This window comes from Neisseria sp. P0006.S004 (genome assembly GCF_051963015.1).
GTDB lineage: Bacteria > Pseudomonadota > Gammaproteobacteria > Burkholderiales > Neisseriaceae > Neisseria.
On sequence record NZ_JBQCUS010000005.1, the window covers coordinates 14,665 to 40,826 of the forward strand.

Consider the following 26,162-nt stretch of genomic DNA (forward strand, 5'->3'; position numbering starts at 1 on the left):
TAAAAGTCGCTGGTTTTAACAGCCGTTCTTATTTTTTATCTCTTAATAAAAATTCACTTGGTTTTAATAAAATTCCATCTTCCATTACGCCAGCAATAATGGTCTTGGGCGTATTCCATTGCATTTTTTCTATAATCAACATAAATACAATTTTTTCTATTAGCATGAATTTCCCCGAGCTGTGTAATATCTTCAGTTTCCACAAATTGTTCAGTTTTGGGATTAAACATGTAAAGTTCATTGCCATTAATTGCCGATGCTGCAACAGGGAAGCCCTTTAAGATAATATCAGGGTATCCGTCATTATTTAGATCTTTTATTTGAATCAAATGATCTGCGGTAAGCGGAGGATTTGACATACTCTCAATAGTTTGGGTTTGTTTATTTTTTTTATTTGTAATGCTAATTTTATAAATTATATCGGAAAGCGGATTGACTCTAATTTCAAAAGGAAAATTTGTTACTGAAGGATAAACACTTTCTTTTAGTGGCTGTGTTGCATAAGCAGAAGTAGATAGAATTGCTAATACAAAAATGACCAGTTTTTTCATAAAATACCTCAAGTTCAAAACGAATTAAACAAGTTCCTACCAAACTGTTCAAATGAGTTTAGCTTAGAGCGCTTGGACCTTAAAATATAGCAGGGAAAATGAGTACTTTTGTATGTAGGATATATACTTCTCTAATACAATTAGATGTCTAGGATGCTAGTCATTATATTGGATAACTTTGCTTCCTAGATTTTAAAGATTATATCTGAATATGCAGTATTGATTCATTCATATTTACTAAAATTTTAAAGATAAAAAAGAGATATAAGGCCGTCTGAAATATTCAGACGGCCTTTCTTTAATTAAAACGGGATACCAAATCTCATCTCAATCTATGTTGCGAACGATTATTTTGTAGAGCTGCTGACCTGTTTCATCCAGGCAAACAGTTCGTCTAAGTCATAATCGCCGCCGTGGCCGATATCCCAAGACAGGGCGTAGTCGACGGTTTGGCCGTTATTTTGCAGTTTGGCGGCTAAGACGGCGGAGACTGCCAGTGAGGTGTCGCGGTCGTTGGTGCCGACGCGGATGCGCCAGTTTTGCGGCAGGTTTACGCCCGGTTTGCCGATGTAGTTGAGCGGGTTCATGATTTTGATGGTTTCTTCATCTGCGATTTCGGCGTTGGCGGCGGTGTTGTGTTGCATGGAGAACGCGGTGAAGTGGCGTTTGTCGACGGTATTGGTGCCGAAGAGTTGGTTTTCGCCTGTGCTTAAATCTACGCCGTCAAAGGCCGGCGGTGTTTTTTGGCGGCCGGCGGCTTTGGCGTAGGCATCGAAATCGACGGAGACGACTTTGCCTTTACGGACGGTCAGCCAAGTGCGGTCTCTTAGGTCTTTGCCTGCATCAAGCTGGGCTTGTGCGGATTGGGCAATTAAACCGGCAATATGGTTTTTAAAGCTGCCGTTGCCTTGGGCGTCCAGTGTCAGGGGCTTGCCTTCGGGGGATTTCAGGTTCAGGCTGTTGAGGTATGCGGGGTATAGGGGTTTGAGGAGGTCGGACAGTTTTTTCTCGTCATCGGTCAGCGTGCCTGCGACCAGCTCGCGTTTGACGCGGTAGTCAAGCATGGAAATGTTCATTTTTTTGTAGTCGTTGATACCGTTGAACTGCCATTCGTAAGCCATGTCGGCATGGTCTAAATCGGTAATCGGGCAGTAGGCGGATACGGCGAAAACTTTGTCACTGCCGTCTGCAGCACCTAAGGCTTTGAGGTGGTTTTCGTAATCTTTTTGGTCGGCTGTTGCGCCTAAGAGGGCGGACATCGCGCCACCTGCGCTTGTGCCGTTGGAAATGATTTTTTCGGCATCGCCGGGCATAACTTTGTCGTTGGCTTTCAGATAGCGGACGGCGGCTTTCAAATCGACAATGGCGGCAGGTGCTTTGCCGGTGGGCTCTGTTCGGCCGCGTGCGCCAGGGGAGGCGACGACGTAGCCTTTGGAGAGGGCAACCAGGGCGGCGTTGGGCGATTTTTGGCCGCCTTCAGGCTCGCCGCGTTTGCCTTCTAAAGCAGGTTTGCCCGGTTCGGCCGGCATATAGCCGCCGATTTGGTTGGGCAGGAAAATCGGTGCGGTTTCGGCGTTGAAACCGTCTATCTCGCCGCCGTTGTAATAGGCTTCGGGTACATAAATATTGATGATTTCGTAACGGGTATCGACAGGATTGCGGACGTAAACCACGCCTTCGTAAGCGCGGAATTTGACGACTTGACCATTCACTTCGATGCTTTGTTCGGTGTATTTTTGTTTGGAGAAGTCTAGGTCGTAGGTGTCTGAGGTTTTGACGGAAGCGCAGGCGCTCAATCCCAGCGCGACAGAAACGGATAAGAGGGTTTTGTTTAGGGCGTTCATCATAATACTTTTTGAAGAAGTGAACGGATATGATAACGAATACTAAGGCCGTCTGAAACGCTAAGTCGGGTTTCAGACGGCCTGATTTTTTTGTAGCGTTATGTAGTGTTGTACGTTACGTTGTAAAGTAATATGAGCTTAAATTTCATCTATTTGATAAATATGAATTTAATGAGGCATTATACCTTAAAAAATCTATTTATCCGGTATCTGTAAAAGTTTGAATCTGTCTTGTAAATCAGTATGCAGGACAGGCATTTTTGCTTTATCCACAGATTGGTTCTACTTGTCAGAACGTTTTGCTCAATTCGACAAACATTTTGGTTTTGCTGTATTCGTAGAACTTGTCGTTGCTCCATGTTTTGTTGTGGGCAATGGTCAGGCGCGGGGTGATGCCTTTGAAATGGAGGGCGCGGTGCCATACGCTCAGGGAGGCGGAGGCTTCTTTGTCGCGGCGGTTTTGTTCGTTGCTGAAGAAGCCGGGGGCTTGGTAACGGCGTTGGGCGGCGCTGAAGCGTAGGACGGTGGAGAGGCCTTTGGGCCATTCTTGTCCCCATGTGGTGCGCAGGGCGTAGCGGTTGAAGCTGTCGCCTTTGTCGTCGCGGTTGCGTTCGCGGTAGAGGTCGATACCGGCCACCCAGTATTGGCGCGCGTTGCGGTAGTACACGATGGAATTGCTGAGCAGTTGGCTGGTGTTGTTGGAATACTCGCGACGGCTGTTTTTCAGACGGCCTGCTTCAAATGCGCTGAGGGTTTGCAGCTTGGGTTGCCACCAATGGTTGTAGTGGAGGCGTGCGCCGTTGGTGTAGGTGTAGGGGTCGTTGCCGTAGAAGCGGCGTTCGTGGAACGGGGTAATGCCGATATCGTTGCGCTGGTCGGCATAGCCGATACCTACCGAGAAGCGTGTGGTGAGGTCGTTGTAGTTGGTGTGTTTGGGGTAGATTTTGCCGTAGTGGTCTGCGCCTGCCGTGGCATAGAAGCCGCGTGGCAGCGACCATTTTTTTTTCTGCACCGATTTGGTAATGGACGGCGGTGGCATCGATGGGTTCGGGGAATGTCCAGCCTCGGAAGCAGTCGTCATTGGGATAGGCTAGGCGCACGGCACGGCATTGTTCATCGCTTAGATGGTTGCCCAGACGGCGTTGGCCGGGGGCTTGGTTGATGTTTTGTTCGCGTGTGATGTTTAAGTCGGAGTTGAATTGCCATGAGTCGCGTTCACGCAGGGCTTTGCGGTAGGTTTCGATGCGTTCTTGCAAGGCAGGCGGGAGGGATTCGGTTTGCAGTTTGTCGAACTGGTCGGCCGCGGCTTCGTTTTGTTTGTCTTCAAACAAGGCGGTCGCAAGCTGCCAGCGGACGGCGGAGGCATCGGGCTGCTCGGCGATAAAGCGGCGGTAATGGCCGACAGCTTCGGCGGCACGTCCTTCGGATTGGGCAAGCAAACCTTTGGCGTAGCGCGCCATGGCGCGGTCGTGTTCGGGCCATTGTTCGTAAATGGGCAAAACGGCTTTGATGCCGGGGATATTGTGGGCGACGACGGCGGAATACATGGCGCGTGCCAGTAATTCAGTGTTGGCAAGCAGGGTGTCGGCATCGACGTTGATGATTTTTTCAGACGGCCTGTTTGTTTGCTCGGCAGGGATGTTGTGCGCTTCGGGCTGTTCGGGTTCGGCTGTGTTGACTTGAAGCTCGGGTTTTACGTCGGGAGGCACATCGGCGGCGTGAAGGGAAAGGGGAAGGATGGCGAGGAGGAGCAGACGTTTTTTCATGGCAATGTTTGGGATGTTATCGGTATAAGTGGGCGGATTGTACAATGTTTTGAGCCGGAAATTTTGCAAACTGAGTGCCATTTTATCTGATAAAGACGATAAAAGGCCGTCTGAAACCCGATGGGATTTCAGACGGCCTTTATTTGCGAGTCGGATTTAGTTTTTGTCCAAGTCCAAATCGGCTTTGTATTCGATACGGCCTTGGCCTTTGTCTTCGATGGAAACGTCCAGCTCTTGTTTGCCGCGTTTGAATTTCAGATCGGCATCGTCGTGTTTGATTTCAGACTCAACCACATGGAAACCTTTGCTGCGCGCGTGGGCGATCACTTTTTTGGCCAGGGAAGGAATGGAATTGCGTTGGCCGGAGAGTTCGGCTTCGTATTCAAATTCGCCGTCGCCTTGATGATCGGCTTTGATGGTGTGCGCGCCATCCGGACGGTAGATTTCGGAAGGCAACGGGGAGGCGAATGCCGTGGCGGAGAAAAGAGCCAAAATGCCGGTGGCCAGTAACGATTTTGCTTTGGTCATCGGTTTTCCTTTCTGAAAAGGGTTTTGAGAACGACATCATCTTATCGGCAGGTATGAGGGGCGGCAAGCAGATAAACTCGATTTTACGCACGGCTACATGATTTGTTTGGAGGACGTTGGTTCTTTGCTTTGGGCTGGTGTTTGCTTGCAGAAAAATACTGAAAGTAAAGACTTAGCCGAGTCGGAACAATTCGCCGCCGTGCGCCTTCAGCCATTGTTCGGCTTGGTCGACATGCGGCGTGAGCGAGTGGGTCAGAGCCCAAAACGCAGGGCTGTGGTTGGGATGGCGCAGGTGGGCGAGTTCGTGCAGACAGACATAGTCGGCGACATATTCGGGTGCGCCGATGAGCCGCCAGTTGAGACGGATGCCGGTGGTGTGGCGGCAAACGCCCCAGAAGGTTTTGGCGTTGGAAAGGGAAATGGCGCTCGGGGTTAGGCGGGTGGTTCGGATATGGCCTTCGAGGCGCGGCAGCAGATACTCGCGCGCACGCTCGTGCAGGAAGCGGCGCAAATGGGTAAGTTGGGCGGCGTTTTCTTTTTCGGGTAACAAGATTTCAGACGGCCTGATTTGGATGTGGTTTGCTGCGTGGATGAACAAGGCCGTCTGAACGCCTTGATACCAAATCCATTCGGGAAGCGTGTCGGTAGGTGTTTGCCGAGCCGGTGTTTTGTTTAGGGTACGGCGCAGGATGGCTTCGTTGTCGTTCAGCCATTGGGTAAAGGTTTGCCGGGTAACAAACGGAGGGATATTGATGCTGACGGTATCGGCGGAAACGGGGCGCAAGATGAGGTTTTTCTTGGCACTGCGTTTGAGCTGGATATAAATGGTGAGGCCGTCTGAAAGGGTGTGGGTATGGAGGCGGGGCATGATGTTGAGAAAAATATTGGACGGCATGGAAAGGGCGGGCATAGCGGCCCACCCGATGGAATGATTTATTTGGTTTTGGGCGCGAACGGACCTTGTCCGGTAATCAGGGGCTGATGGCTTTCGATCCATTGCTCGCATTGGGCCATGAGTTCGGCTTCATTGCCGTTGTTGTGGGCAATGGGGTTGCCGATGATGACGCTGACCGTGCCGGGGTATTTGAGGAAGGAGTTGCGCGGCCAAAACTCGCCGCTGTTGAGCGCGACGGGGACGATGTCCATCTCAAACATTTTTGCCATGCGCGCGCCGCCGAGCTTGTAGCGGCCTTTTCCACCGGGCGGCAGGCGTGTGCCTTCGGGGAAAATGGTAATCCAATAGCCTTCGTTTTTACGCGCAAGGCCTTGTTCTAAGAGTTGTTTGTTGGCTTCGCGGCTGTTGCTGCGGTCGATGCCGATGGTTTTAACCAGCTTTAAGCCCCAGCCGAAGAAAGGAATTTTGAAGAGTTCGCGTTTGGCAACATACACTTGCGGCGGAAAAATCTCTTGCAGGGCGAGGGTTTCCCAGCCGCTTTGGTGTTTGGCGCAAATGATGGCCGGGCGGTCGGGAATGTTTTCCGCGCCGCTTAAGGTGTAGTTCAAACCGATGATGTGCTTGAGCGACCAGTTGAGGATGCGTACCCAAATTTGCGCCATTTTGTGCGCGCCGCCTTGAAAGGGCAGGGCAAGTAGCATAAATGGGAACAGCAAAATAATGCTAGAGGAAAGGATGAACCAGTAAATCAGGTTGCGGATAATCAGCATATCGGGAAAAAGTCAGTCGTTTGAAGGCCGTCTGAACACCGTTGTCGGCAGATTTCAGACGGCCTTGTCGTTTATAGGATGGCTTGCGCGGCTTCTTCGATTTGTGTGTTTTCACGCATGATGTATTGCGAGAAAGCGAGCAGGTTGTCGAAGACTTGGGTGTGTTCGGGCAGTTCTTGCTCGTGTTGGGCCAGCGTTTTTTTGCCTTTGCCGGTCAGGACGAGCGCGGACTTGCCGCCTGCGGCATCAATGGCTTGCAGGTCGCGCAGGCTGTCTCCGACCAGCCAGGTTTCGGCGGCATCGGCCTTGAAGCGTTCGATGATGTCGATAATCATGCCGGGCTTGGGTTTGCGGCATTCGCAGTTGTCAACGGCGGTATGCGGGCAAAACCAAATGCCGTCGATGGTACCGCCGGCTTGAACGGCAAGACGGTGCATTTTCGCGTGCATTTCGGTCAGGTCTTGCACGGTAAAGTATTTGCGGCCGATACCGGATTGGTTGGTGGCCACGGCAATGGTGTAGCCTGCCTGCGTTAAAAAGGCGATGGCATCCATGCTGCCTTCGATGGGAATCCATTCGTCAACGGATTTGACGAAATCGTCGCGGTCTTGGTTGATGACACCGTCGCGGTCGAGGATGATGAGTTTCATGGTGTTTTTTTAAGATAGTGAGGGTCAATATTATATTAAAGATTAAAGAGTGTGCCTACGCTGTGTTATTATGCCGTCTTGTTTTAAGAATTCTTCTGATTGTGTGTTGATAGAAGCCTATCAATAAGGGGATAGCGTCATGTTTGCTTATATTTTCCTATTTTTGTTTGTTTCAGTAGCAGTAGTACTGATTATAAAGTCGCACTATCGGTGGACCTATTTTTTTGCTTCAATGCTATTTATGTTTTTGGCAGCTGGTATGTTGATGTTTACAGGGCAGTGGCAACGAGCGTTGAATTTTGCATCAGTATGTTTTGTCGTGTTTGCTTTGTTTCATAGATTAAAAATTCATTATTACAAACAACCATTGTTGATTTCAGACTTCCGACTCATTGTCGATTGGCGTAACTGGGAGACATTGTTTCATTATAAGGAGGCCATCGTTGGCGTACTGGGCTTATTGGTATTGATTGTTTATGCCGTGTTTGGTTGGTATGATGCAGAGCCTATGGATATAGTATGGCAGTATACTGGTGCAATCATATTCATAATGTCATTTTTTGCAATGTGGTATTTTTCAAAGCATCCTGGAGCAGTTAGGACATGGCTGGATTCGTTGCCAAATGATGGTAGGGATGTATTTTTAAATTTGCCAATGTCTTGCAGGGCAGTATTTTTCCAAGTGCCGATGTTTGAAGGTAATGGACAGGAATTTGCTGAGAAACTGTTAACTGAAAACATGTATCCTGAAACATTGGAAAAACCCGATATTATCATCACGCTGATGGAATCAACGCTTAATCCACATAAATTTGATTTCATATCAGCCGATATTCCTAAATTAAGGATATTTGAACAGCAGATGGATACCGTGTTTGCCTCTCCACTGCGCGTACATACATTTGGTGGTGCGACGTGGAAATCTGAATTTGCGTTTTTAGCAGGCGTGCCGTCTACTGACTTTGGCGCATTGGCTAGCGGGGTATTTTATTCGGTAGTGCCACATTTACAGACTGGGCTTATCCGAAATTTGCGTGAGCATGGTTATTTTTGTGTGGCTTTGTCGCCCTTTACTAAGGGCAACTATAACGCCAAAGCCGCCTATGACCATTTTGGTTTTGATCTTATGTTACAGCCTCAAGATTTGGGGTATCCCGCTCCGATGGGCAAAAATTTATGGCACATTTCTAGCGAAGAAATGATGCAATATGCGCGGATGATTCTAGAAAAACGTCATCCTAGTTTAGCAGATGTACAGCAACCGATGTTCGTCTATATTTTAACTATGAAAGAACATGGGCCTTACAGGACAGACATGGATAATGTGTTTGGGCTAGACTCGCCAGATTTAGACGTGAAAACCATTTCTGCAATCAACGACTATATCGGGCGTATTGTCGATTTGGATAAAGCGACAGAAAGTTTTAACCATTACCTACATGAACGTAACAAACCGTTTGTATTTGCTTATTTCGGCGACCATCAGGCATCGTTTGATGGTGTCTCTCCCAAGAAAAAAGGGGAGGATACTCATCCCGACTATATTACGCAATTTACAGTTAGAAGTAATATTGCCTCAGGATTTAGGCAAGAACAGGATTTTCTTGACCTTGCTTTTGCTGGAGGAGTGTTAATGAATGTGGCAGGTCTTTCTCCTGCAGACAATTTCATGAAAGCAAATATGACCATGCGAAGTTTAAGTAATGGTAGGCTTGAAGATTGTTACAATAGTAAGCTTGTTAATGATTACCGGAATTATTTATATAGTATCCTGAAAATTGTACGTTAGGTGTTTAACTTAACTTAAATGATAAGACGTATGCTTTTAGAAAAAGAGGTACAACGATAATCTACGTAATCGTACATTATTTATTTCTATAATATGTAGTGTAGTTTCCATAAAAAGACGGGCAAGAATGCCCGTCTTTTTGTAGTTTGAAAATCAAGTTTTGTAACATAAAGACTGTTTTGAGGTCTTTGTAAAAGCCCCTCAAATTCCTAAATTTCTACCAAGATATTTAGGGGATTGTTCGTGAGCATTTTCAGTAAAACTCTAAAGTCATAATAGCTGCTACTTCGCTTTGTTGTAGTTAGAGCAAGTGCTTAATTAGCAGCTTATTGAGCATTAACTGTATTATCAAAGAACCCGTTACTTCTGGTATTACATGCGGATGTCCTGCATATTCTACTGTTATCTATGTTCGGAGATATTTCACTTGTCTAATGGCACAGCCTTTCTGATTTCTAACTTATCCTTATTACCCGCATTGATTTCAACCTGTGTTTCAAAGCTCTCAATATCTTTAGTGAAGTATTATTCTGATATCTGTCAGTATAGTATATTGAGAGTCTGGTTGATATGATGCGCTAAGGTGGGATTATAGGTTAATGCCTGCATAGGAGAGGTAATTTTGTGTTTTCCCTGTTGTTTGAGAGAAACCGCTTGAGTGATGGCTTGTGCCAGTGTTTCTGGGTTTTGACGTGAGAAAAAGAAGCCTGCATTTTCGTTCATGACTTCGGTACATGCCATATTGTCGGAGAAAACAACTCGGGTTCCGCACAAAATAGATTCTATGCCAACCAGTCCGAATGGTTCGTACAGTGATGCCATGATAGTGAAGTCAGCAGCTCGGTAAAGTTCAGGCATATTTTTGCAGAAACCAAGCTCAATAACGTTGTTCATTGGTCGAGGTAAGAGCGATCCTGCAACAGCCAGTTTGATGGGTAAATTGGTATGCTCGAAAAATTCTGCTAATAAATCCAAGCCTTTTCGGGTATGTCCGGTTGACGGAAATAGGAAAATGGTTTCGTCGTCTTTGAATCCGTATCTCGCACGAGTTGCAGGAATTTCTTCCGGTTTGGTGTAGAAGCGTGCAGTATCGGCAGGTGGATGGATAACATGGATCTTTTCAGAAGGCACACCATAGAGGTTGATCAACTCGTGTTGCATTAGGTGTGAATGCGCCATGATCAATTTTGACGTTGAGTAGTTGGTACGGTTACGCCGAATGATGAGTCTATCAAGTAGGTTTGGGGTTTTACCCATGTTGTGCAGGTAACCTAAGTGTGTACCGCCGCAGACAAAGATATCAGCATAATCACTGGGATTGCAGGCAATAAGGGGAATATTTCTGTTTTGCCGGAGTTTGGCTAATTGCATGCTGAAGAAAAAAGGACGCAACTTTTTTGGAATCTTTTTTTGATTGATGTGATGCGTATCAACTTGGCGGTATTCAGGAACCGTTGTATCAATTTGTGCAGCAAAGACTGTAGGTTTGATGCCGTGTGCGCTTAAACCACGGACCAGGTCGAAAGTGTAGCTTTCCATGCCGCCACCTGGACGGAAGCAGTTAATAGCAATGTCGATAGAATAGTTCGGCTTCATTGTGTGGATTCTTTCGAATATTTTTCTGCTTTCAAACTGCTTTTCCATTTTTCAAAGGCCGTCTGAAAAACGGGTGTCAGTTTGGCGAAGGTTTCCGGGGTGTTTTTGGCGTGGTAGAAGCCGCCGAGCGAGGGCGTGTCGAGGGCGAGGACGTAGTCTTCCATAAATGCGCCGTAGCCGTCTTCTTCGTCGGTGTAGTAGAACTCGGTAAACCGTTGGCTGAGTTCGGTAAAGTCGTCCGCCGTCAATGCGCCGTCCATGTGTTTGAGCAGGAAGTGCCGTCCGCTGATTTTGCCCGAGGTCATAGCGGCGAAGTCGGCTGCGGTTTCGGGGGCGGTTTGCCAGACGGGATTGACGAGGCCTGCCTGCGCCGCCCACTGCCAGTACATGCCGATATGGGTGGCGGCGTTTTCGGGCGGAAGCTGGTCGGGATAGTCTTCATCGAGATGGAAACGGATATTGTCGTACATGGACGGTGTTCGTTGGGGGAAAGGGGGTATTGTAGCGGAAAATAATGAATTAGGCCGTCTGAAAGAGGGTGTTTCAGACGGCCTTAAGGGAATTTAACCTTTAAATACGGGAACAAGTTCCATTTGGCTCAGTATTTGGGCGGCGATGTTGATGATGCCGAAGAGGAAGACCCAAACCATCAGCCAGAATCTGCCGTAAACTTTGTAGTTTTTGCCTACGCCGAATTTATGGCGCGAGCGGTAGAGCAGCATGGCGGGGATGATGCCTGTCCAGATGGTTGCGGCCAAGCCGACGTAGCCGATGGCGGTAACGAAGCCGGTAGGGAAGAGCAGGCAGGAAATCAAAGGTGGCAGGAAGGTCAGCGCGGCGGTTTTGGTACGGCCGGAAATGCTGTCGTTCCATTTGAAGATGTCGGCGATGTAGTCGAACAGGCCGAGCGTTACGCCGAGGAAGGACGTTGCGATCGCCATGTAGGAGAACAGGGTCAACACTTTGTCCATATTGCCGGTTTGGGCGAACTTGGACAGCGTTTCGATCAGGACGGAAACTTGACCCTCAGCGGCGATAACGGGGGCGAACTCGCTGCGCGGCAGGTTGCCTTGGATGGCGATTTGCCAGAGGATGTAAATCACAAGCGCAATCAGCGTTCCTGCCCACAGGGATTTGGCTACTTTGGGCGCGTCGCCTTTAAAGTATTTGAGCAGGCTGGAGACGTTGCCGTGGAAACCGAATGACGCAAGGCAGACGGGCAGGGCAGTGGCGGCATACATCCAGTAGCTGGTGCCGGCCGGGGCTTGGGTATCAAACAAAACAGGCATTTTGGCATCGGCAATCAGGCCGCCGGTTGCCCAGATGAAGGTGAGTACCATGCCGCCGATGAGGATGCTGGTGAAGCGGTCAACCAAGCGAGCGGATGCCCAAACGCAAAAGGCGAGAATGCCGAAGAAGACGAGTTGGCCGACGGAGAGCGAAATTTCGCCGCCTACCGCGCTGCCGATGCCTTTGGCGGTCAGGTCGCCGCCGACGAAGATGTAGGCGTAGGTGAGCAGGTATAAAACGAAAGCGACGGCAACGCCGTTGATGACGTTCCAAGTCGGGCCGAGCAGGTCTTTAACCATGGTGTCGAAGCTGGCGCCGTGCGGATAATGGGTGTTAACTTCCAAAATCATCAGGCCGCTGGAGAGCATGGAAAACCAGGTGTACAGCAACACGGCCAGCGAGCCGGTAAACCATACGCCGGACGTGGCGGTCGGGTTGGCAAGCATGCCTGCGCCGATAACCGTACCGGCGATAATCATCGCTCCGCCGAATAGGGATGGGGTTTTGGTTGACATTGTTTATCTTTCTTCTAGAAATGCGTGGCTGCCATTATGCCGTAAAGTGTAAGAAAAGGTAAAGCAAAGGCCGTCTGAAAACCCGATTGTTGTTTTCAGACGGCCTTTGATGTGTATAAATGCAACTGATTAAATCAATTTTCGCAGTTTCAATTCGTTTTTCAGATACGCGTAATAAACCGGCGCGACGATGATGCCGCCGATGCCGAAAATGCGTTCAAAGACGACCATCGCCACCAGCAATTCCCATGCGCTGGATTCGATTTCCGAGCCGATGATTTTGGCGTTGAGGAAGTATTCAAGTTTATGGATGACAACGAGGAAAACCAACGAGGCGAGGGCGACGTAAAGCGATGCGCCGAGGCTCAAAATAATGATGATGGTGTTGGAAATCAGGTTGCCCGCCACCGGAATCAGGCCGACGATAAAGGCGACGATCAGGACGGTCATTTTAAACGGCAGGTCAACGCCGAACAGCGGCAAAACCAAGTAAAGGTACAGGCCGGTCAGGAAGGTGTCGATCAGCGAGATTTTGACTTGGGCGAGGAACACGCGTTCAAAGCTGGTTTCAAAATTGACGATGCGGTGCACCAATTCGGCTTTAAACTGCGGCATTTTGTGGCGGTTTTTGCGCATTTTCAGGCGGTGGAAACTGAGCATGGCGCCGATGATGATGCCGATGAGGATGTACACGAAGGACGTGATGCTGTTTTTACTGATGCGGGTCAGCGCGGCGCGGTATTCTTCAATCAGCTTGATTACCGAGGCTTTGATTTCGGCCATATTGTTGGGCAGCATATTGAGAATGGCCGCAGGCAGGTCTTGGCTGTTTTTGGTGTCTTCCAAAATCGCCGCCAGCTTGGACAACATAAAGCCGACATGGCCGCCGTGTATCAGGTGGTAAATGCCTAAAGACATCATTGTGATGATGCTGAACACGATGGCCAGCGTCAGCGTGGTGGAAATCAGGTTGATATTGTGCGCATTGAGCGATTTATGCAGCCGCGTGTTGCGCGGCAAAACACGGCGGCGGAGCTTGAGGATGACGCCGTTGGTGCGCGTAATAAAGATATAGGTCAGGATAACCGACAGCAGCAGCGGCAGCAAATGGTAGTGCAAGACAATCAGCAAAGCCAAGCCCATCAGGATATAGGAAGCGTTGCGGAAAGTCGGGTTGTCGGTGTGGGAAGAGAGTAAGGACATGTGAAGCCAATAAGGTAAAAAGCAAAAAAACAGGTCAGGCCGTCTGAAAAACCATGTTCAGACGGCCTAACTTAATGACAGCGATTAATCGTGCAATGAGGCCGCGTGTACCGTGTTTTCCAATAAAGTGGCAATCGTCATCGGGCCGACGCCACCGGGAACGGGCGTAATCATGGAGGCGCGTTCTTTGGCAACGTCAAACTCCACGTCGCCGCACAGGCTGCCGTCGTCTAAGCGGTTGATGCCCACATCGATAACGACGGCGCCGGGTTTGACCCATTCGCCCTTAACAAAATTCGGAATGCCCACGCCGACCACCAAAATATCGGCGGCGGCAACTTCATCGGCAAGGTTTTGCGTGGCGCTGTGGCAGATGGTTACCGTCGCGCGGGACAGCAGTAATTCCAACGCCTGCGGACGGCCGACAATATTGGACGCGCCGACGACGACCGCTTTTTTGCCTTTCGGGTCGATGCCGTAGGCTTCCAACAAAGTCATCACGCCTTTGGGTGTGCAAGGGCGCATCAGCGGCATTTTGACGACCAGGCGGCCGACGTTGTAAGGGTGGAAACCGTCCACATCTTTATGCGGCTCGATACGCTCCAAAACCGCTTGGCTGTCGATATGTGCCGGCAGCGGCAGTTGCACCAAAATACCGTCGACGGCAGGGTCGCCGTTCAATTCGTCCACCAGTTTCAGCAAATTGTCTTGCGTGGTTTCAGACGGCAGCTCATAAGAGAGCGATTCGATGCCGCTTTTTTGGCAGGCCAGTTTTTTATTGCGTACATAAACCGCGCTGGCAGGGTCGTCGCCAACCAATACCACCGCCAAGCAAGGCGTGTGCAAACCTTTTTCCTGACGCGCTTTTACCGCCTGCGCAACCGCCTCGATGCGTTGCTGGGAGATTTTTTTTCCGTCTATAAGTTGTGCAGCCATGATTTTTCCTCCTCAATAGGGATAAATATTGCGTTTAAATTATCGCATTTTTCAGACGACCTGACACAAAAGAGTGGCCCTGATTGTGAAGTATAAAAATAAATAACGATTAAAAATAATAAGATAATCAAAAAATGAAAAAATAAAGCAAAGTAGGTGTTGACCGGGTTTAAAAGGGTCTGTATAGTTCAGGTCTTCAGTCGGGGCGTAGCGCAGCCCGGTTAGCGCATCTGCTTTGGGAGCAGAGGGTCGTGAGTTCGAATCCCACCGCCCCGACCACAAAATTCTTAGCACGAATCGGCATGAGCGCCCGTAGCTCAACCGGATAGAGCACCGACCTTCTAAGTCGGGGGTTACAGGTTCGATTCCTGTCGGGCGTGCCAATTTTTACGGTGGCTGTAGCTCAGTTGGTAGAGCCCTGGATTGTGATTCCAGTTGTCGTGGGTTCGAGCCCCATCAGCCACCCCAGATGAAAGCCTGCATATTGTATGCAGGCTTTTTTCCGTTTATACCCGAATTTTACTTCAGATTTAATTGGGTTTCAAAAAAGTATTTATCAAACCGTTTCATCATGGCATCGGCAAAAATGGCGTTTGCTGTGTTATCAAATATCAATGAATACGCAGTCAAGCACAAATATTATACCGTTCGGTATCTTTTTATGGCGTTTCGCCGTTATCCTTTATAATACCCCGATTATTTTCTGTTTCATTCCCAAAGGAACCGCATCATGTCCGAATGGTCAGCTCCAGAATTTGAATCCAAAATCTGTCCGCCCGAAAAGCTGGCGGAGCGTTTGGCGGCATTGCCCCGTCCGCTGGTGTTTACCAATGGCTGTTTCGATATTCTCCATAGGGGCCATGTAACGTATCTGGCGCAGGCGCGATCGGCCGGTGCGGCTTTGGTATTGGCGTTGAATACCGATGCTTCGGTGCGCCGTCAGGGCAAAGGGAACGACCGTCCGATTAATCCTTTGGAAAACCGTGCGGCAGTGGCAGCGGCATTGGCGAGCGTGGATTTGGTTACATGGTTTGATGACGATACGCCTGCCGCGCTGATTGAAATGGTCAAACCCGATGTGTTGATTAAAGGCGGCGACTGGCCTGTGGATAAGATTGTCGGTGCGGCCGAGACGTTTGCACGCGGCGGCAAAGTATTTTCGATTCCGTTTTTACACCAGACTTCGACCACCAAAACATTAGCGAAAATCCGCGAAGCCGGAGGAGGCGAATGACGGATTTGAACAGCCGCCATTGGGCCTTGCTCGCCGCGCTTTCAGACGGCCTGCCGCAACACGTTTCTCAGTTGGCGCGTGTGGTCGGGATGAAGCCGCAACAATTAAACGGATTCTGGCAGCAGATGCCGGGCCATATCCGCGGTTTACTGCGCCAGCATGACGGGCAATGGCGCTTGGTGCGTCCTTTGGCTGTGTTTGCCGAGGAGTCTCTGCAACAAATGGCCGGAAAACAGGGTTTTCGTGCGCAGTTGAAACACGAATGTTCGTCCAGCAACGATGAAATCATGGCATTGGCGCGTCAGTCGGCAGATTTGGCGCATAAGGCATTGTGCGTGGCGCATTTCCAAACCAAAGGACGCGGACGGCAAGGGAGAAGCTGGGTCAACCGACAGGGCGAATGTCTGATGTTCAGCTTGGGCTGGGCGTTTGACAAGCCGCAGTATGAGCTGGGTTCGCTGGCGTTGGTGGTGGCATTGGCCTGCCGCCGTGCGCTTGCCGATATCGGTTTGGACGTAAATATCAAGTGGCCGAACGATTTGGTCGTGGCCAACGAGAAATTGGCCGGTATTTTGATTGAAACGGCGCGGGTCGAGAATAAAACCGTCGCTGTTATCGGCATCGGCATTAATTTTGTATTGCCGAAAGAAGTTGAAAACGCCACTTCCGTGCAGGCCTTGTTTCAGACGGCCTCTAAGCAGGGCGTAAGTGTCAAAACTTTATTAAATGCAGTGTTGGCGCAACTCGATGCGCTGTTGAACGAATACGCGCAAAACGGATTTGCGTCATGTATCGGCGAATACAATGCCGCCAACCGTGACACAGGCAGGCCTGTGTTGCTGCTTCAGGAAGGATGCGTTGTACACGAAGGCGTAGTTAAAGGCGTGGATGCGCAAGGCGCGTTGCGTTTGTTGACCGACAATGGCGAGAAAACCATTGTCAGCGGCGAGATCAGCTTGCGCCCGGATAACCGCCCGGCACAACCTGCCGTCGCCAAGCCGGAACGCTTTTTGCTGCTGGACGGCGGCAACAGTCAGTTGAAATGGGCGTGGGTGGAGAACGGCACATTTTCCGAAGTCGGCCGCGCACCGTATCGTGATTTGACCCAGCTGGGTGAAGAATGGCTGCAATTTGCCGATGAAGATGTGAAGATTGTCGGTTGCGCCGTGTGCGGTTCGGTAAAAAAAGCGATGGTGGAAGAACAATTAACCCGTCCGGTCGAATGGCTGTCTTCCATGCCGCAGGCTTTGGGTATCCGCAACCATTACCGCCGCCCTGAAGAGCATGGTTCCGACCGTTGGTTTAATGCGCTGGGCAGCCGCCGCTTTACGCAAAACGCCTGCGTCGTCGTCAGCTGCGGTACCGCCGTAACCACCGACGCGCTGACGGAAGACAATCATTATCTCGGCGGCACCATCATGCCCGGTTTCCACTTAATGAAAGAGGCGATGGCGCTCAAAACCGCCAACCTCAACCGCCCTATCGGCAAGGTATATCCGTTCCCAACCACAACGCCGAATGCCATTGCCAGTGGCATGATGGATGCCGTTTGCGGCGCGTTGATGATTATGCATGGCCGTCTGAAAGACAAAACGGGCGAGGGCAAACCGGTCGATATTATTATCACGGGCGGCGGCGCTGCCAGGGTCGTGCAGGCGCTGCCGGAGTCATTCGTTCATGACAATCAAGTGAAAATCGTCGATAATCTCGTGATTCACGGGCTCTTGCATTGGATTGCCCATCGCAACGGACAATAAAAAGGAAAGCGCATCATGAAATGGCTGTTTGCGGTCTTGGTCGCACTCAACATCATTGTTTTTGGCAGCATGGTTGCCTATCGGACACAACATAAAACCGCCAAACTCGAATCTGCTTTGGAAGGCGGCACGCACGAATTATTGCGCCCGTCTTCTTTGGACGCGCCTAAAGCCGAGCCTCAGCAGGCATCGCAACCCGATTGGGTGGCGGATGAATCAGACGGCCTGATTATGGCAGAACCTGAATCCGAAGAAGCGGAAGCCTTGCGTAAAAAGCAAGAAGCGCAGCAGTTGAAAGAGAAAAAAGAAAAAATGCGCCGCGAGAAAGAAGCGCAAGAACGCCGCGCCGCCGAAGAAGAGATGGACGCGGCCGGCGTGGAACGCTTGTGTACCAGCAGCGCCACCGTGGTGATGGATGAAGACGATTACCACCGCATCAAAGGCTTGTTGGGCAAATGGCCTCATGCAGCCAGCCGTAGTATCGAAAAACGCAACGGCGCATCCGGTGGCGAAACTTCTTCCAAAACCTTCCGCGTGGTCTTGCCTGCCGACGGCGACACTTCCGCCCAGCTTGATGCATTGGGCAGCCGCGGCTTTAGCGGCAGCATCCACAACGGCGAAATCAGCATTGACGTAACACGCAGCCGCTCTTCCGCCCAAGTTTTGATTTCACGCTTGTCCAGCGCAGGTTTCGGCGGTGCGCGCATTGTTGAGCAGGAAGACAGAAGCGCACCCGATACCGGTTTGAGCGTAGCGCGCATGACCGTGGTCTTTATGGCGGTTGATGAGCGCGATGCCCAAGACATCAGAAACATTGTCGGCCGTTATGGCAAGTTGAACATGAAAACCTGCCGATAATCAGGTCTATTCGGTTTCAGATGGCCTGATAAGCAGCCGGCAAAGCCTGATAAACCGAACGCCAAAAAACACGAAACCCACTGTATCGGCAGTGGGTTTCATGTTTTTCGGTTTTGAGTATCTGATATAAAGGGGAACAGGTATGTTTCGTATATGCGCACTCCGAGTATCAAGAGATAATGGGGAAGAGGGGGATAAAATCTGTCGTTTAATGGCTCGGATTAGGACGTCTTCCGAGTGGTTTTGATTATACGCTAATAATAACTATTATCAATAGCAAAATTAAAAAAATAAGGGATTTTTCTATAATAGATTGTTTTGTATGGAAATTAAGTTTCGGTATTGGCTTTGCTATGATTGAAAAGGCCGTCTGAATAAAGACGGCCTTTTGTCTATTAGAATTTAGGCATTGAGCAGCCTTCGGGGGTAATAATTCTGCATTGTAAAGCTCCACGTTTTTGACATTTTTTTAATGCCTCCGCTTCAGCCATACCCGGGGGGGTTACGCCAAAAAAAGCTGAACCATCTTTTCCTTGAGCAACAGCGATACAGCCATTGCGAACCCAGGCTCTAACTTTACACGGTTTATTTGTTCCACCTTCTTCACAGGTTTTAATGGCTAGTTTTTTTGCAGCATCAAGTGAATCCATCTCAAGTGCTCCACCTGATATACCTGTTTTAGGATTGATTGCCCATGCACCATATTTTGAAGGGACATCGATATTAACAATTTCCGTAGGTTGATTTCGTTGATACTGACGAGACGACGTACAGTTGGGATTATAGCCATACTGACACAGTGCCGGATTGTTTTGTAATGCTCCTCTGGTTGCGGGGTCAGCAGCATAAATATTAAGGCTTGTTAGTCCTAGCAATACAACAAGTAATTTTTTCATTTTAATTCCAATCTATTTATTATTTGAATCTTTATCAGCCTGCCGCTGCATCAATCATAGGATGATTTGTTATCTTCATTACGCGGCTGACGTTGAAATAGGGTAAGGCAAACATTTCAACCCTATATTCCTATATTTCAGACGGCCTTTTGATTTGTTTCAATCACTCATAAACCCAAGCAATCAACATATCCAAAGCCATATAAAATACCGTATAATCAAGGCCAAATTAACTTTGCCTGCTTGTCGGGCCGTCTGAAAAATTATGCAACGAACCTACGCCGCCGTACAGCGAGATTTGCTCGAAGCCAACCATATTTCTCCCGATTTGCTCGCCCAAAGCCTGAGCATTATCGGCGCCAACCATGTCGATTATGCCGACATCTATTGTCAGCGCACTGCTTATGAAAGTTGGCATTTGGAAGAAGGCATCGTCAAATCGGGCAGCTTCCAAATCGATCAGGGTGTGGGCGTGCGTGCTGTTTCGGGCGATAAGACTGCTTTTGCCTATGCCGACAGCCTGTGTATCGATTCAATCAACCGCTCTGCCAAAGCAGTTCGCGTGATTGGTGCGGCCGGTGGCGAGGCCAGCGTCAAAGTGCCGACACCTGCTTACGGCAAGCCTGTCCACATGGCGATTGACCCTATTGCCAGCCTTGATTCCGCCGCCAAAGTCGCGCTGTTGAACAAAGTCGAAACGCTGGCCAAAGCCGCTGATCCGCGTATCGTGCAAGTGATGGCCGGTTTGACCTGCGAATACGACATGGTGTACATCGCCCGTCTGGACGGTAAACACGCTGCCGACATCCGCCCGATGGTGCGCATGAACGTTACCGTCATTGCCAAGCAGGGCGAGCGTCGCGAGCAGGGCAGCGCGGGCGGCGGCGGACGTTATGATTTGGCGTATTTCGATGAAAACTTGGTGCATCGGTTTGTCGATGCCGCCGTCAAACAAGCCCTGACCAATCTCGAATCCCGTCCTGCGCCTGCCGGAGAGATGACCGTCGTTTTGGGCAACGGCTGGCCGGGTGTGTTGCTGCACGAAGCGGTCGGACATGGTTTGGAAGGCGATTTTAACCGCAAAGAAACCAGCGTTTTCTCCGGCCGAATCGGCGAGCGCGTGGCTGCCAAAGGCGTTACCGTTGTGGATCAGGGCGATATTGCCGACAGACGCGGTTCGCTCAATATCGACGACGAAGGCAACGAAACCCGCCGTACGGTATTGATTGAAGACGGTATTTTGGTCGGCTATATGCAGGACGAAACCAACGCCCGCTTGATGGGTATGCAATCGACCGGCAACGGCCGCCGCGAAAGTTACGCTTCTGCGCCCATGCCGCGCATGACCAATACCTTTATGGAAAACGGCGGCTATGAGCCGGAGGAAATCATCGCGTCCATCGACAAGGGCATTTACGCTGTCAACTTCGGCGGTGGACAAGTGGACATTACCAGCGGTAAGTTTGTGTTCAGCGCATCCGAAGCGTGGTGGGTGGAAGGCGGCAAGCTGCAATATCCTGTCAAAGGCGCGACCATCATCGGCAACGGTCCCGAAGTGCTGAAACACGTTTCCATGATAGGCAACGACACTGCGCTCGACAGCGGCATCGGTGTCTGCGGCAAAGAAGGGCAGAGCGTTCCTGTTGGCGTCGGACAACCGACACTGAGGATTGATGCCGGACTGACCGTCGGCGGTAGCGAAATTTAAACGGCAGGCCGTCTGAAAGATTTTCAGACGGCCTTTTGCATTAGGATAAAACCATGCAGGAACAGAATCGGAAATCAAGTTTTCCCATAGTGATGTTGCTGGTGTCGGTTGCCCTGTGGATAGCGTCTTTGTCTAATGTTGCATTTTATTTGGGCAATCATGAAAGCATGAAGGGTTTGACCGTTTTGATTTTGGGGTCGATATTTGCTTCTTTGGATATCAGATATTGTGCGGCCTATGCCAATTATGTTTGGTTGGCGGCCATTGTTTTGCTGGCGTTGCGGAAGAAGGTCGTGCCTGTCCATGCGGCACTTTGGGGCTTGGCGCTGGTGGCTTTCAGTGTGAAAGCCGTACACGTTGATGAAGCTGGGAATACATCGGATATCGTGCGCTACGGCGCGGGATTTTATTTGTGGTATGCCGCATTTGCAGTTGCCACCATCGGCACGTTTGCCGGAAAGAATAAGGAAAGAAAAGCCACAGTGATGGCAGATGGGACGAGAAATGATGCTTGATGAATGGTTGCGCCAATCGGCACTACCCAAAAACGAAGCGCGGATGTTGTTGCAATATGCGCTGGGTTACACGCGCGCGCAGCTGGTGACACGCGGTACGGACGATTTGGCGGAATCTGCCCTGCAAACCTTGGAGACTTTGGCTCAACGCCGTCTGAAAGGCGAGCCGATGGCCTATCTGTTGGGCGAACGCGAGTTTTACGGACGACGTTTTGCCGTCAATCCCCATGTGCTGATTCCCCGTCCTGAAACCGAGCATTTGGTGGAAGCCGTGCTCAAACGCTTGCCGCCGCAAGGCCGCGTGTGGGATTTGGGGACGGGCAGCGGCGCCATTGCCGTGACCGTCGCGCTTGAACGCGTTGATGCCGATGTTCGCGCATCCGACATCAGCGTCGGTGCTTTGGATACTGCCCGTCAAAATGCGGCCGAATTGGACGCAAAAGTGGAGTTTGCACAGGGTTCGTGGTTTGATACCGACAGGCCGTCTGAAGGCGGATACGATGTGATTGTTTCCAATCCGCCGTATATCGAGAACGGCGATGAACATTTGTCGCAAGGCGATTTGAGGTTTGAACCGCAAAATGCGCTGACCGACTTTTCAGACGGCCTCAGCCATATTCGCCACATTACCCAAGAAGCCCCCAAATACCTGAAAGCCAACGGCTGGCTGCTGTTTGAACACGGCTATGACCAAGGCGAAGCAGTGCGGAACATTATGCTGGAGAACGGTTTTGCAGAAGTGGCAACCGAACAGGATTTGGCTGGATTGGACAGGGTAACGCTGGGGCGTTTGCCTGCTTAGTGGGCATGGTTTGTCGGAATATAAAAAAGGGCGTGTCAATCACGCCCTTTTGGTTTTTTGGTTTAGCTGTTCAGACGGCCTGGTTTAACGCCAAGCAGCGACAAACTCCGCCCAGTGTTGTTTTTCTTCGGCTTGTGCGGCCAGATAATGTTTGATGCGTTTGATTTCGACTTCGTATTCGTCGGCATCGAGCGCGCCGCTCATCATGCGAAAGCGCATATACATCAGGTAGGTATTGGCGGCATCGGTTTCGCAATAGTCGCGGATGTCTTTCAGACGGCCTGCATGATAAGCGTCCCAAACCTTGCTGCCGTCCATGCCCAGTTTGCCGGGGAAGCCGCAGAGTTTGGCCATATCGTCCAAAGGCACGCTGGCACGCGGTTGGTAGAGGGCGAGCAAATCCATCAGGTCGCAATGGCGGGTGTGGTAGCGGCTGATGTAGTTGTTCCACTTAAAGTCGCGGCTGTCGCCAAAATCGCCGTCGCCCATGTCCCAATAGCGGGCGGCGCTGATGCCGTGTATCAGGGCGCGATAGTGGAGGACGGGCAGGTCGAAACCGCCGCCGTTCCAGCTGACGAGTTGCGGCGTATAGTTTTCGATGACCTCGAAGAACTTGGCAATCATGACTTCTTCGCTGTCTTCGGGATCGCCGATGGTACTGACGCGGATTTTGTCTTGCCCCCAGCGCATACAGCAGGAGATGGCGACGACTTGGTGCAGATGGTGTTGCATAAAGTCACTACCGGTTTTGGCACGGCGTTGCTGTTGGGCAAACAGGACGACTTCGTTGTCGGGTAAATCGGCAGGCAAATCGTAAAGCAGGCGGATGCCGTTTACGTCGGGAATGGTTTCGATGTCGAAGGCGAGTATCGGAGTCATGGCGTGATCGGGTTGGATAAGGGATGATGCCATTGTGGCATGACGGCGCAGATAAAAAAAGAGGCAATCCCCCACAGGATTGCCCCAATACCTCAAATCAGAGATTTACGCTTCACAAACAATACAGGCTTTCACCTGCGGCTTTACAGATGCAGCTCAACTCTGCATCTGTAAACTTTCATTTCGGGCATTGCACCGAAATCCTCTAAAAATACCGCAATTTCTTGCAATATCAGAAAACTGCTTACAAAAGTATCTAAAACCAGCGAGGCCGTCTGAACGTTTTGTAATTTGATGTAGTGAAATTTACGCGAATTTTTACAGTTTGCCAAGTATTTTTTTCTGAAGGCTAGTTTCGGTATAAATTTCAGGTATTGTCATATTTTTGCAATTATATTTCATAATTGTTTTAAATTTAGATATTTATTTTGTTTTTTTAAATTTTAATTTAATTTTATTTCATATTTTGAATGATTGAAATGTATTTTTTTAGATGGGCTATTTTTTAATATATTGTTTTTAAAAGAAATTAAATTTAATATGTAAATGAAAAAAGTGTATTGGGCCTGATGTTTTTCATTTGAGAAAAAATATAGGGTTGTTTGAAAGTTTCAATCACGATGAAAAAAGTTGTTTTTAAAGCATTTAAAGCGGAATATTATTTGATTGTTTAAAATCAAAAATGAGTTTCGGTTTGATTCAATTAAAATGAAAAAGCGGCGAAAGAAGGATTTCGCCGCTTTTTGCATATTTAAATTGTAATTCGATGTAGTCAATAAAAGCTGTTTTCACCTTTGGGACGGGTTTTGAAGCGTTTGTGCAGCCAGAAATATTGTTCGGGATGCTCGCGTACCCGCTCTTCGATGAAGTCGTTCATGCGCTGGGTGTCGGCTTCGACATTTTCGGTCGGGAAATTGTCCCAAGCCGGATAGAAGCGCAGGGTTACAGTATTGTCGGCTTTACGCGTGGGGATGGCGGGAATGATTTTGGCTTTGGTCATGCCGGCGATACGGCTGAGGCCGGTAATCGTGGCCGTCTGAATGCCGAAGAAATTGACGAAAATGGAATCGTTGCGGCCGAAGTCTTGGTCGGGCAGATAAAGAAAGGGCGCATCGCTTTTGCGCAGGTGTTTGATGATGGCGCGCAGGCCTTCTGTGCGGCCGATCAGGAAAACATTGTTGTAGCGGTGGCGGCCTTTCAGGATTTGCTCGTCCAGGGCTTTGTTTTTTTGGTGCGAATACATGCTGGTCAGCGGCACATCCTGATTGAGCGTGTAAACCGCCATTTCAAATGCGGTAAAGTGCGGATAGAGGATGATGACTTTTTCGCCGGCGGCGAGGGCTTCGTCAAGATGGTGTTTGTCTTGATAGCGTACCAACGAGCGCAGCTTGTCCGCAGGCGCGTACCAGTAGAGGCCGTATTCGAGCATCAGCTTTGCCATGTGTTGGAAATGGCGTTTGAGCAGGGCAGTGCGCTGGCTGTCGTTCAGCTCGGGAAAGCATTTTTTGAGGTTGACCTCACCGACTTTGCGGCGCGGTTTGACCGCGTAATAAGCGAGAATGCCGATCGCGTCGGCAATCTTGTGCAACACGCAAAAAGGCAGCAGGCGGATGAGGTAGAGAAAAAGGAAGGCGGCTTTCATGAAGGCTCGCTGTATGTGGGCAAAGGGTTATTATAACCGAAAGGCCGTCTGAAAACGGGCTGGAACACTATTTCAGACGGCCTGAATGTCGGCTTACCATTGGAAGCGGCCGCGCTTGACCTGTAGGCCTTCAGGGTTGAGTTGCGAAGCCAATCCGTGATTGCGCAGGGCGTGGGTAAGGGCGACGGCGAGTCCGTCGGCGGCATCGGCTTGCGGCGTGCCTGAAAGTGCAAGCATTTGGACCACCATATGCTGCACCTGCTCTTTGGCGGCCTTGCCCTTGCCGACCACAGCCTGCTTGACCTGAAGTGCGGTGTATTCAAACACGGGCAAGTCGTGCATGACCAAAGCGGCAATCGCGGCACCGCGCGCCTGACCGAGCATTAATGTCGCGGCCGGGTTGACGTTGACGAACACTTGTTCGATGGCTGCCTGATGCGGCTGATAGTGGCGGATGATTTCGTCAATATGGCGGACAATCACGGCGATGCGTTCGGAAAGCGACGCGCCGGTCGGCGTTTTGATACAGCCGGAAGCAACATAATGATGCTCGCGGCCGTGGACATCAATCACGCCGAAGCCGGTCACGCGGCTGCCGGGGTCGATGCCGAGAATGCGTGTAGGTTGGAACTGGGACATAGTGCGTGTTTAAAGTAATCGGTGTTTCAGGGCAGGCAGGCGCGTGCGCACGCTTTGCAGGCGCGCGGTATCCAAATCGGCACAAATCACGCCTTCGCCTTCCGGCAACGTCGCCAACACATCGCCCCAAGGGTCGATAATCATACTGTGGCCGAATGTGCGGCGGCCGCTTTCATGCAGTCCGCCTTGTGCCGACGCGATGACGTAGCATTGGTTTTCCACCGCGCGGGCGCGCAGCAGCAATTCCCAATGCGCCTTGCCGGTCGTGTAGGTAAACGCGGCAGGCAACAGCAAAACATCAAACGGCTGCTGGGCGCGGAAAAGCTCAGGAAAGCGCAAATCGTAGCAGACGCCGGCCGCCAGCGGAACATCGTCCACGCTTAAATTCGGCACATCGCTTCCCGCCAGTATCGTATCGGCTTCAGCGTAGCGTTCGCCCAAACCGGAAAAGCCGAAAAGGTGCATTTTGTGGTAAAGCCCGATTCGATTGCCGTCGCGGTCATACACCAGCATCGTGTTCATCACCTTGCCAGCGTCTGGGCTTTGCAGCGGAACCGTACCGCCAAACAACACCACGCCGCATTCCCTTGCCGTTTCGCTTAAGGCCGTCTGAAAACGGGTGTGGCAGGTTTCGCCAACTCGTTCATCGTCCAAAGGCTCGGCAAATGCCAGCTTGTCCGTATCGTTTTTGCCCATCAGCGGCCAATATTCGGGCAGCAACACCCAATCCGCCCCTTGTTCGGCCGCCTCACGGACAAGGCGCTTCATGGTGACAATATTGGTTTCTGGGTCGGTGGACGACACCATTTGCACAGCGGCGGCGCGTAAAGAGCGCATCATCAAAACTCCTGTCAGATTTTGCAAGAATTGTAACTTGTTTATGCACAAGGCCGATACAA

Annotated in this window: 23 protein-coding genes, 3 tRNA genes and 1 pseudogene; 10 read left to right on the forward strand and 17 right to left on the reverse strand. The window is 50.2% G+C overall.

Annotated elements, in window-relative coordinates:
* Window positions 1-53: 53 nt before the first annotated feature.
* The 7 genes and pseudogenes from ACTHR2_RS07960 to gmhB all read right to left on the reverse strand — a co-directional run bounded on the left by ACTHR2_RS07960 (window position 54) and on the right by gmhB (window position 7,004).
* Window positions 54-551: an XAC2610-related protein gene (locus ACTHR2_RS07960; protein WP_070825596.1), complete on the reverse strand. Its 498-nt coding sequence runs from the start codon at window positions 549-551 to the stop codon at window positions 54-56.
* Between the two features lie 347 nt (window positions 552-898).
* Window positions 899-2,395, reverse strand: a complete 1,497-nt coding sequence (locus ACTHR2_RS07965; RefSeq protein ID WP_263341854.1) for a subtype B tannase — start codon at window positions 2,393-2,395, stop codon at window positions 899-901.
* Between the two features lie 289 nt (window positions 2,396-2,684).
* Window positions 2,685-4,161, reverse strand: a pseudogene (locus tag ACTHR2_RS07970) (surface lipoprotein assembly modifier).
* Window positions 4,162-4,317: 156 nt separating this feature from the next.
* The gene (locus ACTHR2_RS07975) at window positions 4,318-4,689 is read right to left on the reverse strand and encodes a hypothetical protein (protein ID WP_004520945.1); all 372 of its coding nucleotides are present in this window, start codon (window positions 4,687-4,689) and stop codon (window positions 4,318-4,320) included.
* Window positions 4,690-4,861: 172 nt separating this feature from the next.
* Window positions 4,862-5,557, reverse strand: a complete 696-nt coding sequence (locus tag ACTHR2_RS07980) for a M48 family metallopeptidase (RefSeq protein ID WP_263341850.1) — start codon at window positions 5,555-5,557, stop codon at window positions 4,862-4,864.
* Window positions 5,558-5,622: 65 nt separating this feature from the next.
* Window positions 5,623-6,354, reverse strand: coding sequence for a lysophospholipid acyltransferase family protein (locus ACTHR2_RS07985; RefSeq protein WP_263338650.1), 732 nt, complete (start codon window positions 6,352-6,354; stop codon window positions 5,623-5,625).
* Window positions 6,355-6,425: 71 nt separating this feature from the next.
* Entirely contained in the window at window positions 6,426-7,004 is a 579-nt protein-coding gene (gene gmhB / locus ACTHR2_RS07990; RefSeq protein WP_263338648.1) for a D-glycero-beta-D-manno-heptose 1,7-bisphosphate 7-phosphatase, read from the reverse strand.
* A gap of 139 nt (window positions 7,005-7,143) precedes the next feature.
* On the opposite strand from gmhB, the gene ACTHR2_RS07995 reads away from it, so the two are divergent.
* A complete protein-coding gene (locus ACTHR2_RS07995; RefSeq protein WP_263338645.1) occupies window positions 7,144-8,793 on the forward strand; it encodes an LTA synthase family protein in 1,650 nt (549 codons plus the stop codon).
* 540 nt (window positions 8,794-9,333) lie between these two features.
* On the opposite strand, the gene ACTHR2_RS08000 is transcribed toward ACTHR2_RS07995, so the two are convergent.
* The 5 genes from ACTHR2_RS08000 to folD all read right to left on the reverse strand — a co-directional run bounded on the left by ACTHR2_RS08000 (window position 9,334) and on the right by folD (window position 14,333).
* Window positions 9,334-10,389 (reverse strand): glycosyltransferase family 4 protein, encoded by a 1,056-nt coding sequence (locus tag ACTHR2_RS08000; protein WP_440375618.1) that lies wholly within the window; start codon window positions 10,387-10,389, stop codon window positions 9,334-9,336.
* Window positions 10,386-10,859 (reverse strand): DUF7832 domain-containing protein, encoded by a 474-nt coding sequence (locus tag ACTHR2_RS08005; RefSeq protein ID WP_263338642.1) that lies wholly within the window; start codon window positions 10,857-10,859, stop codon window positions 10,386-10,388. Before ACTHR2_RS08005 ends, ACTHR2_RS08000 begins: the two co-directional genes overlap by 4 nt.
* Before the next feature lie 93 nt (window positions 10,860-10,952).
* Window positions 10,953-12,194 (reverse strand): aromatic amino acid transporter, encoded by a 1,242-nt coding sequence (locus ACTHR2_RS08010; protein ID WP_263338639.1) that lies wholly within the window; start codon window positions 12,192-12,194, stop codon window positions 10,953-10,955.
* Window positions 12,195-12,323: 129 nt separating this feature from the next.
* On the reverse strand, window positions 12,324-13,397 hold the full coding sequence (locus ACTHR2_RS08015; protein ID WP_263338636.1) for an AI-2E family transporter: 1,074 nt from the start codon (window positions 13,395-13,397) through the stop codon (window positions 12,324-12,326).
* Window positions 13,398-13,481: 84 nt separating this feature from the next.
* On the reverse strand, window positions 13,482-14,333 hold the full coding sequence (folD, locus tag ACTHR2_RS08020; RefSeq protein ID WP_263338633.1) for a bifunctional methylenetetrahydrofolate dehydrogenase/methenyltetrahydrofolate cyclohydrolase FolD: 852 nt from the start codon (window positions 14,331-14,333) through the stop codon (window positions 13,482-13,484).
* Between the two features lie 201 nt (window positions 14,334-14,534).
* On the opposite strand from folD, the gene ACTHR2_RS08025 reads away from it, so the two are divergent.
* From ACTHR2_RS08025 to ACTHR2_RS08050, 6 genes are all read left to right on the forward strand, one after another.
* Window positions 14,535-14,612 (forward strand) — tRNA-Pro (locus tag ACTHR2_RS08025).
* 27 nt (window positions 14,613-14,639) lie between these two features.
* Window positions 14,640-14,716: transfer RNA gene (locus ACTHR2_RS08030), tRNA-Arg, on the forward strand.
* 9 nt (window positions 14,717-14,725) lie between these two features.
* Window positions 14,726-14,801: transfer RNA gene (locus ACTHR2_RS08035), tRNA-His, on the forward strand.
* Between the two features lie 259 nt (window positions 14,802-15,060).
* Entirely contained in the window at window positions 15,061-15,567 is a 507-nt protein-coding gene (locus ACTHR2_RS08040; RefSeq protein ID WP_263341847.1) for an adenylyltransferase/cytidyltransferase family protein, read from the forward strand.
* Window positions 15,564-17,324: a bifunctional biotin--[acetyl-CoA-carboxylase] ligase/type III pantothenate kinase gene (locus ACTHR2_RS08045; RefSeq protein WP_263338630.1), complete on the forward strand. Its 1,761-nt coding sequence runs from the start codon at window positions 15,564-15,566 to the stop codon at window positions 17,322-17,324. The genes ACTHR2_RS08040 and ACTHR2_RS08045 overlap by 4 nt, the downstream gene beginning before the upstream one ends.
* 15 nt (window positions 17,325-17,339) lie before the next feature.
* Window positions 17,340-18,182, forward strand: a complete 843-nt coding sequence (locus ACTHR2_RS08050) for a cell division protein (RefSeq protein WP_263338627.1) — start codon at window positions 17,340-17,342, stop codon at window positions 18,180-18,182.
* Window positions 18,183-18,577: 395 nt separating this feature from the next.
* Here the strand turns inward: ACTHR2_RS08050 and ACTHR2_RS08055 are convergent, their stop codons facing one another.
* Complete coding sequence (locus ACTHR2_RS08055; protein ID WP_263338624.1) at window positions 18,578-19,078, reverse strand: DUF4189 domain-containing protein; 501 nt, start codon at window positions 19,076-19,078, stop codon at window positions 18,578-18,580.
* A 265-nt stretch (window positions 19,079-19,343) separates the two neighbouring features.
* On the opposite strand from ACTHR2_RS08055, the gene tldD reads away from it, so the two are divergent.
* The 3 genes from tldD to prmC are packed head-to-tail and all read left to right on the forward strand — an operon-like array spanning window position 19,344 to window position 22,103.
* Complete coding sequence (tldD, locus tag ACTHR2_RS08060) at window positions 19,344-20,786, forward strand: metalloprotease TldD (RefSeq protein ID WP_263338621.1); 1,443 nt, start codon at window positions 19,344-19,346, stop codon at window positions 20,784-20,786.
* Between the two features lie 53 nt (window positions 20,787-20,839).
* Window positions 20,840-21,301 carry a hypothetical protein gene (locus ACTHR2_RS08065; protein ID WP_263338618.1) on the forward strand — a complete coding sequence of 154 codons (462 nt, stop codon included), beginning with the start codon at window positions 20,840-20,842 and terminating at the stop codon, window positions 21,299-21,301.
* Window positions 21,291-22,103, forward strand: a complete 813-nt coding sequence (gene prmC / locus ACTHR2_RS08070) for a peptide chain release factor N(5)-glutamine methyltransferase (protein WP_263338615.1) — start codon at window positions 21,291-21,293, stop codon at window positions 22,101-22,103. The genes ACTHR2_RS08065 and prmC overlap by 11 nt, the downstream gene beginning before the upstream one ends.
* Window positions 22,104-22,187: 84 nt before the next feature.
* Here prmC and ACTHR2_RS08075 read toward each other — a convergent pair whose 3' ends face one another.
* From ACTHR2_RS08075 to ACTHR2_RS08090, 4 genes are all read right to left on the reverse strand, one after another.
* Window positions 22,188-22,982 carry a 3'-5' exonuclease gene (locus tag ACTHR2_RS08075; RefSeq protein ID WP_003749126.1) on the reverse strand — a complete coding sequence of 265 codons (795 nt, stop codon included), beginning with the start codon at window positions 22,980-22,982 and terminating at the stop codon, window positions 22,188-22,190.
* A gap of 772 nt (window positions 22,983-23,754) precedes the next feature.
* On the reverse strand, window positions 23,755-24,639 hold the full coding sequence (locus ACTHR2_RS08080) for a lipid A biosynthesis lauroyl acyltransferase (RefSeq protein WP_440375619.1): 885 nt from the start codon (window positions 24,637-24,639) through the stop codon (window positions 23,755-23,757).
* Between the two features lie 78 nt (window positions 24,640-24,717).
* Entirely contained in the window at window positions 24,718-25,263 is a 546-nt protein-coding gene (gene ruvC / locus ACTHR2_RS08085; protein ID WP_440375595.1) for a crossover junction endodeoxyribonuclease RuvC, read from the reverse strand.
* Window positions 25,264-25,272: 9 nt separating this feature from the next.
* Window positions 25,273-26,103 (reverse strand): carbon-nitrogen hydrolase family protein, encoded by an 831-nt coding sequence (locus tag ACTHR2_RS08090; protein ID WP_440375596.1) that lies wholly within the window; start codon window positions 26,101-26,103, stop codon window positions 25,273-25,275.
* Window positions 26,104-26,162: the final 59 nt, after the last annotated feature.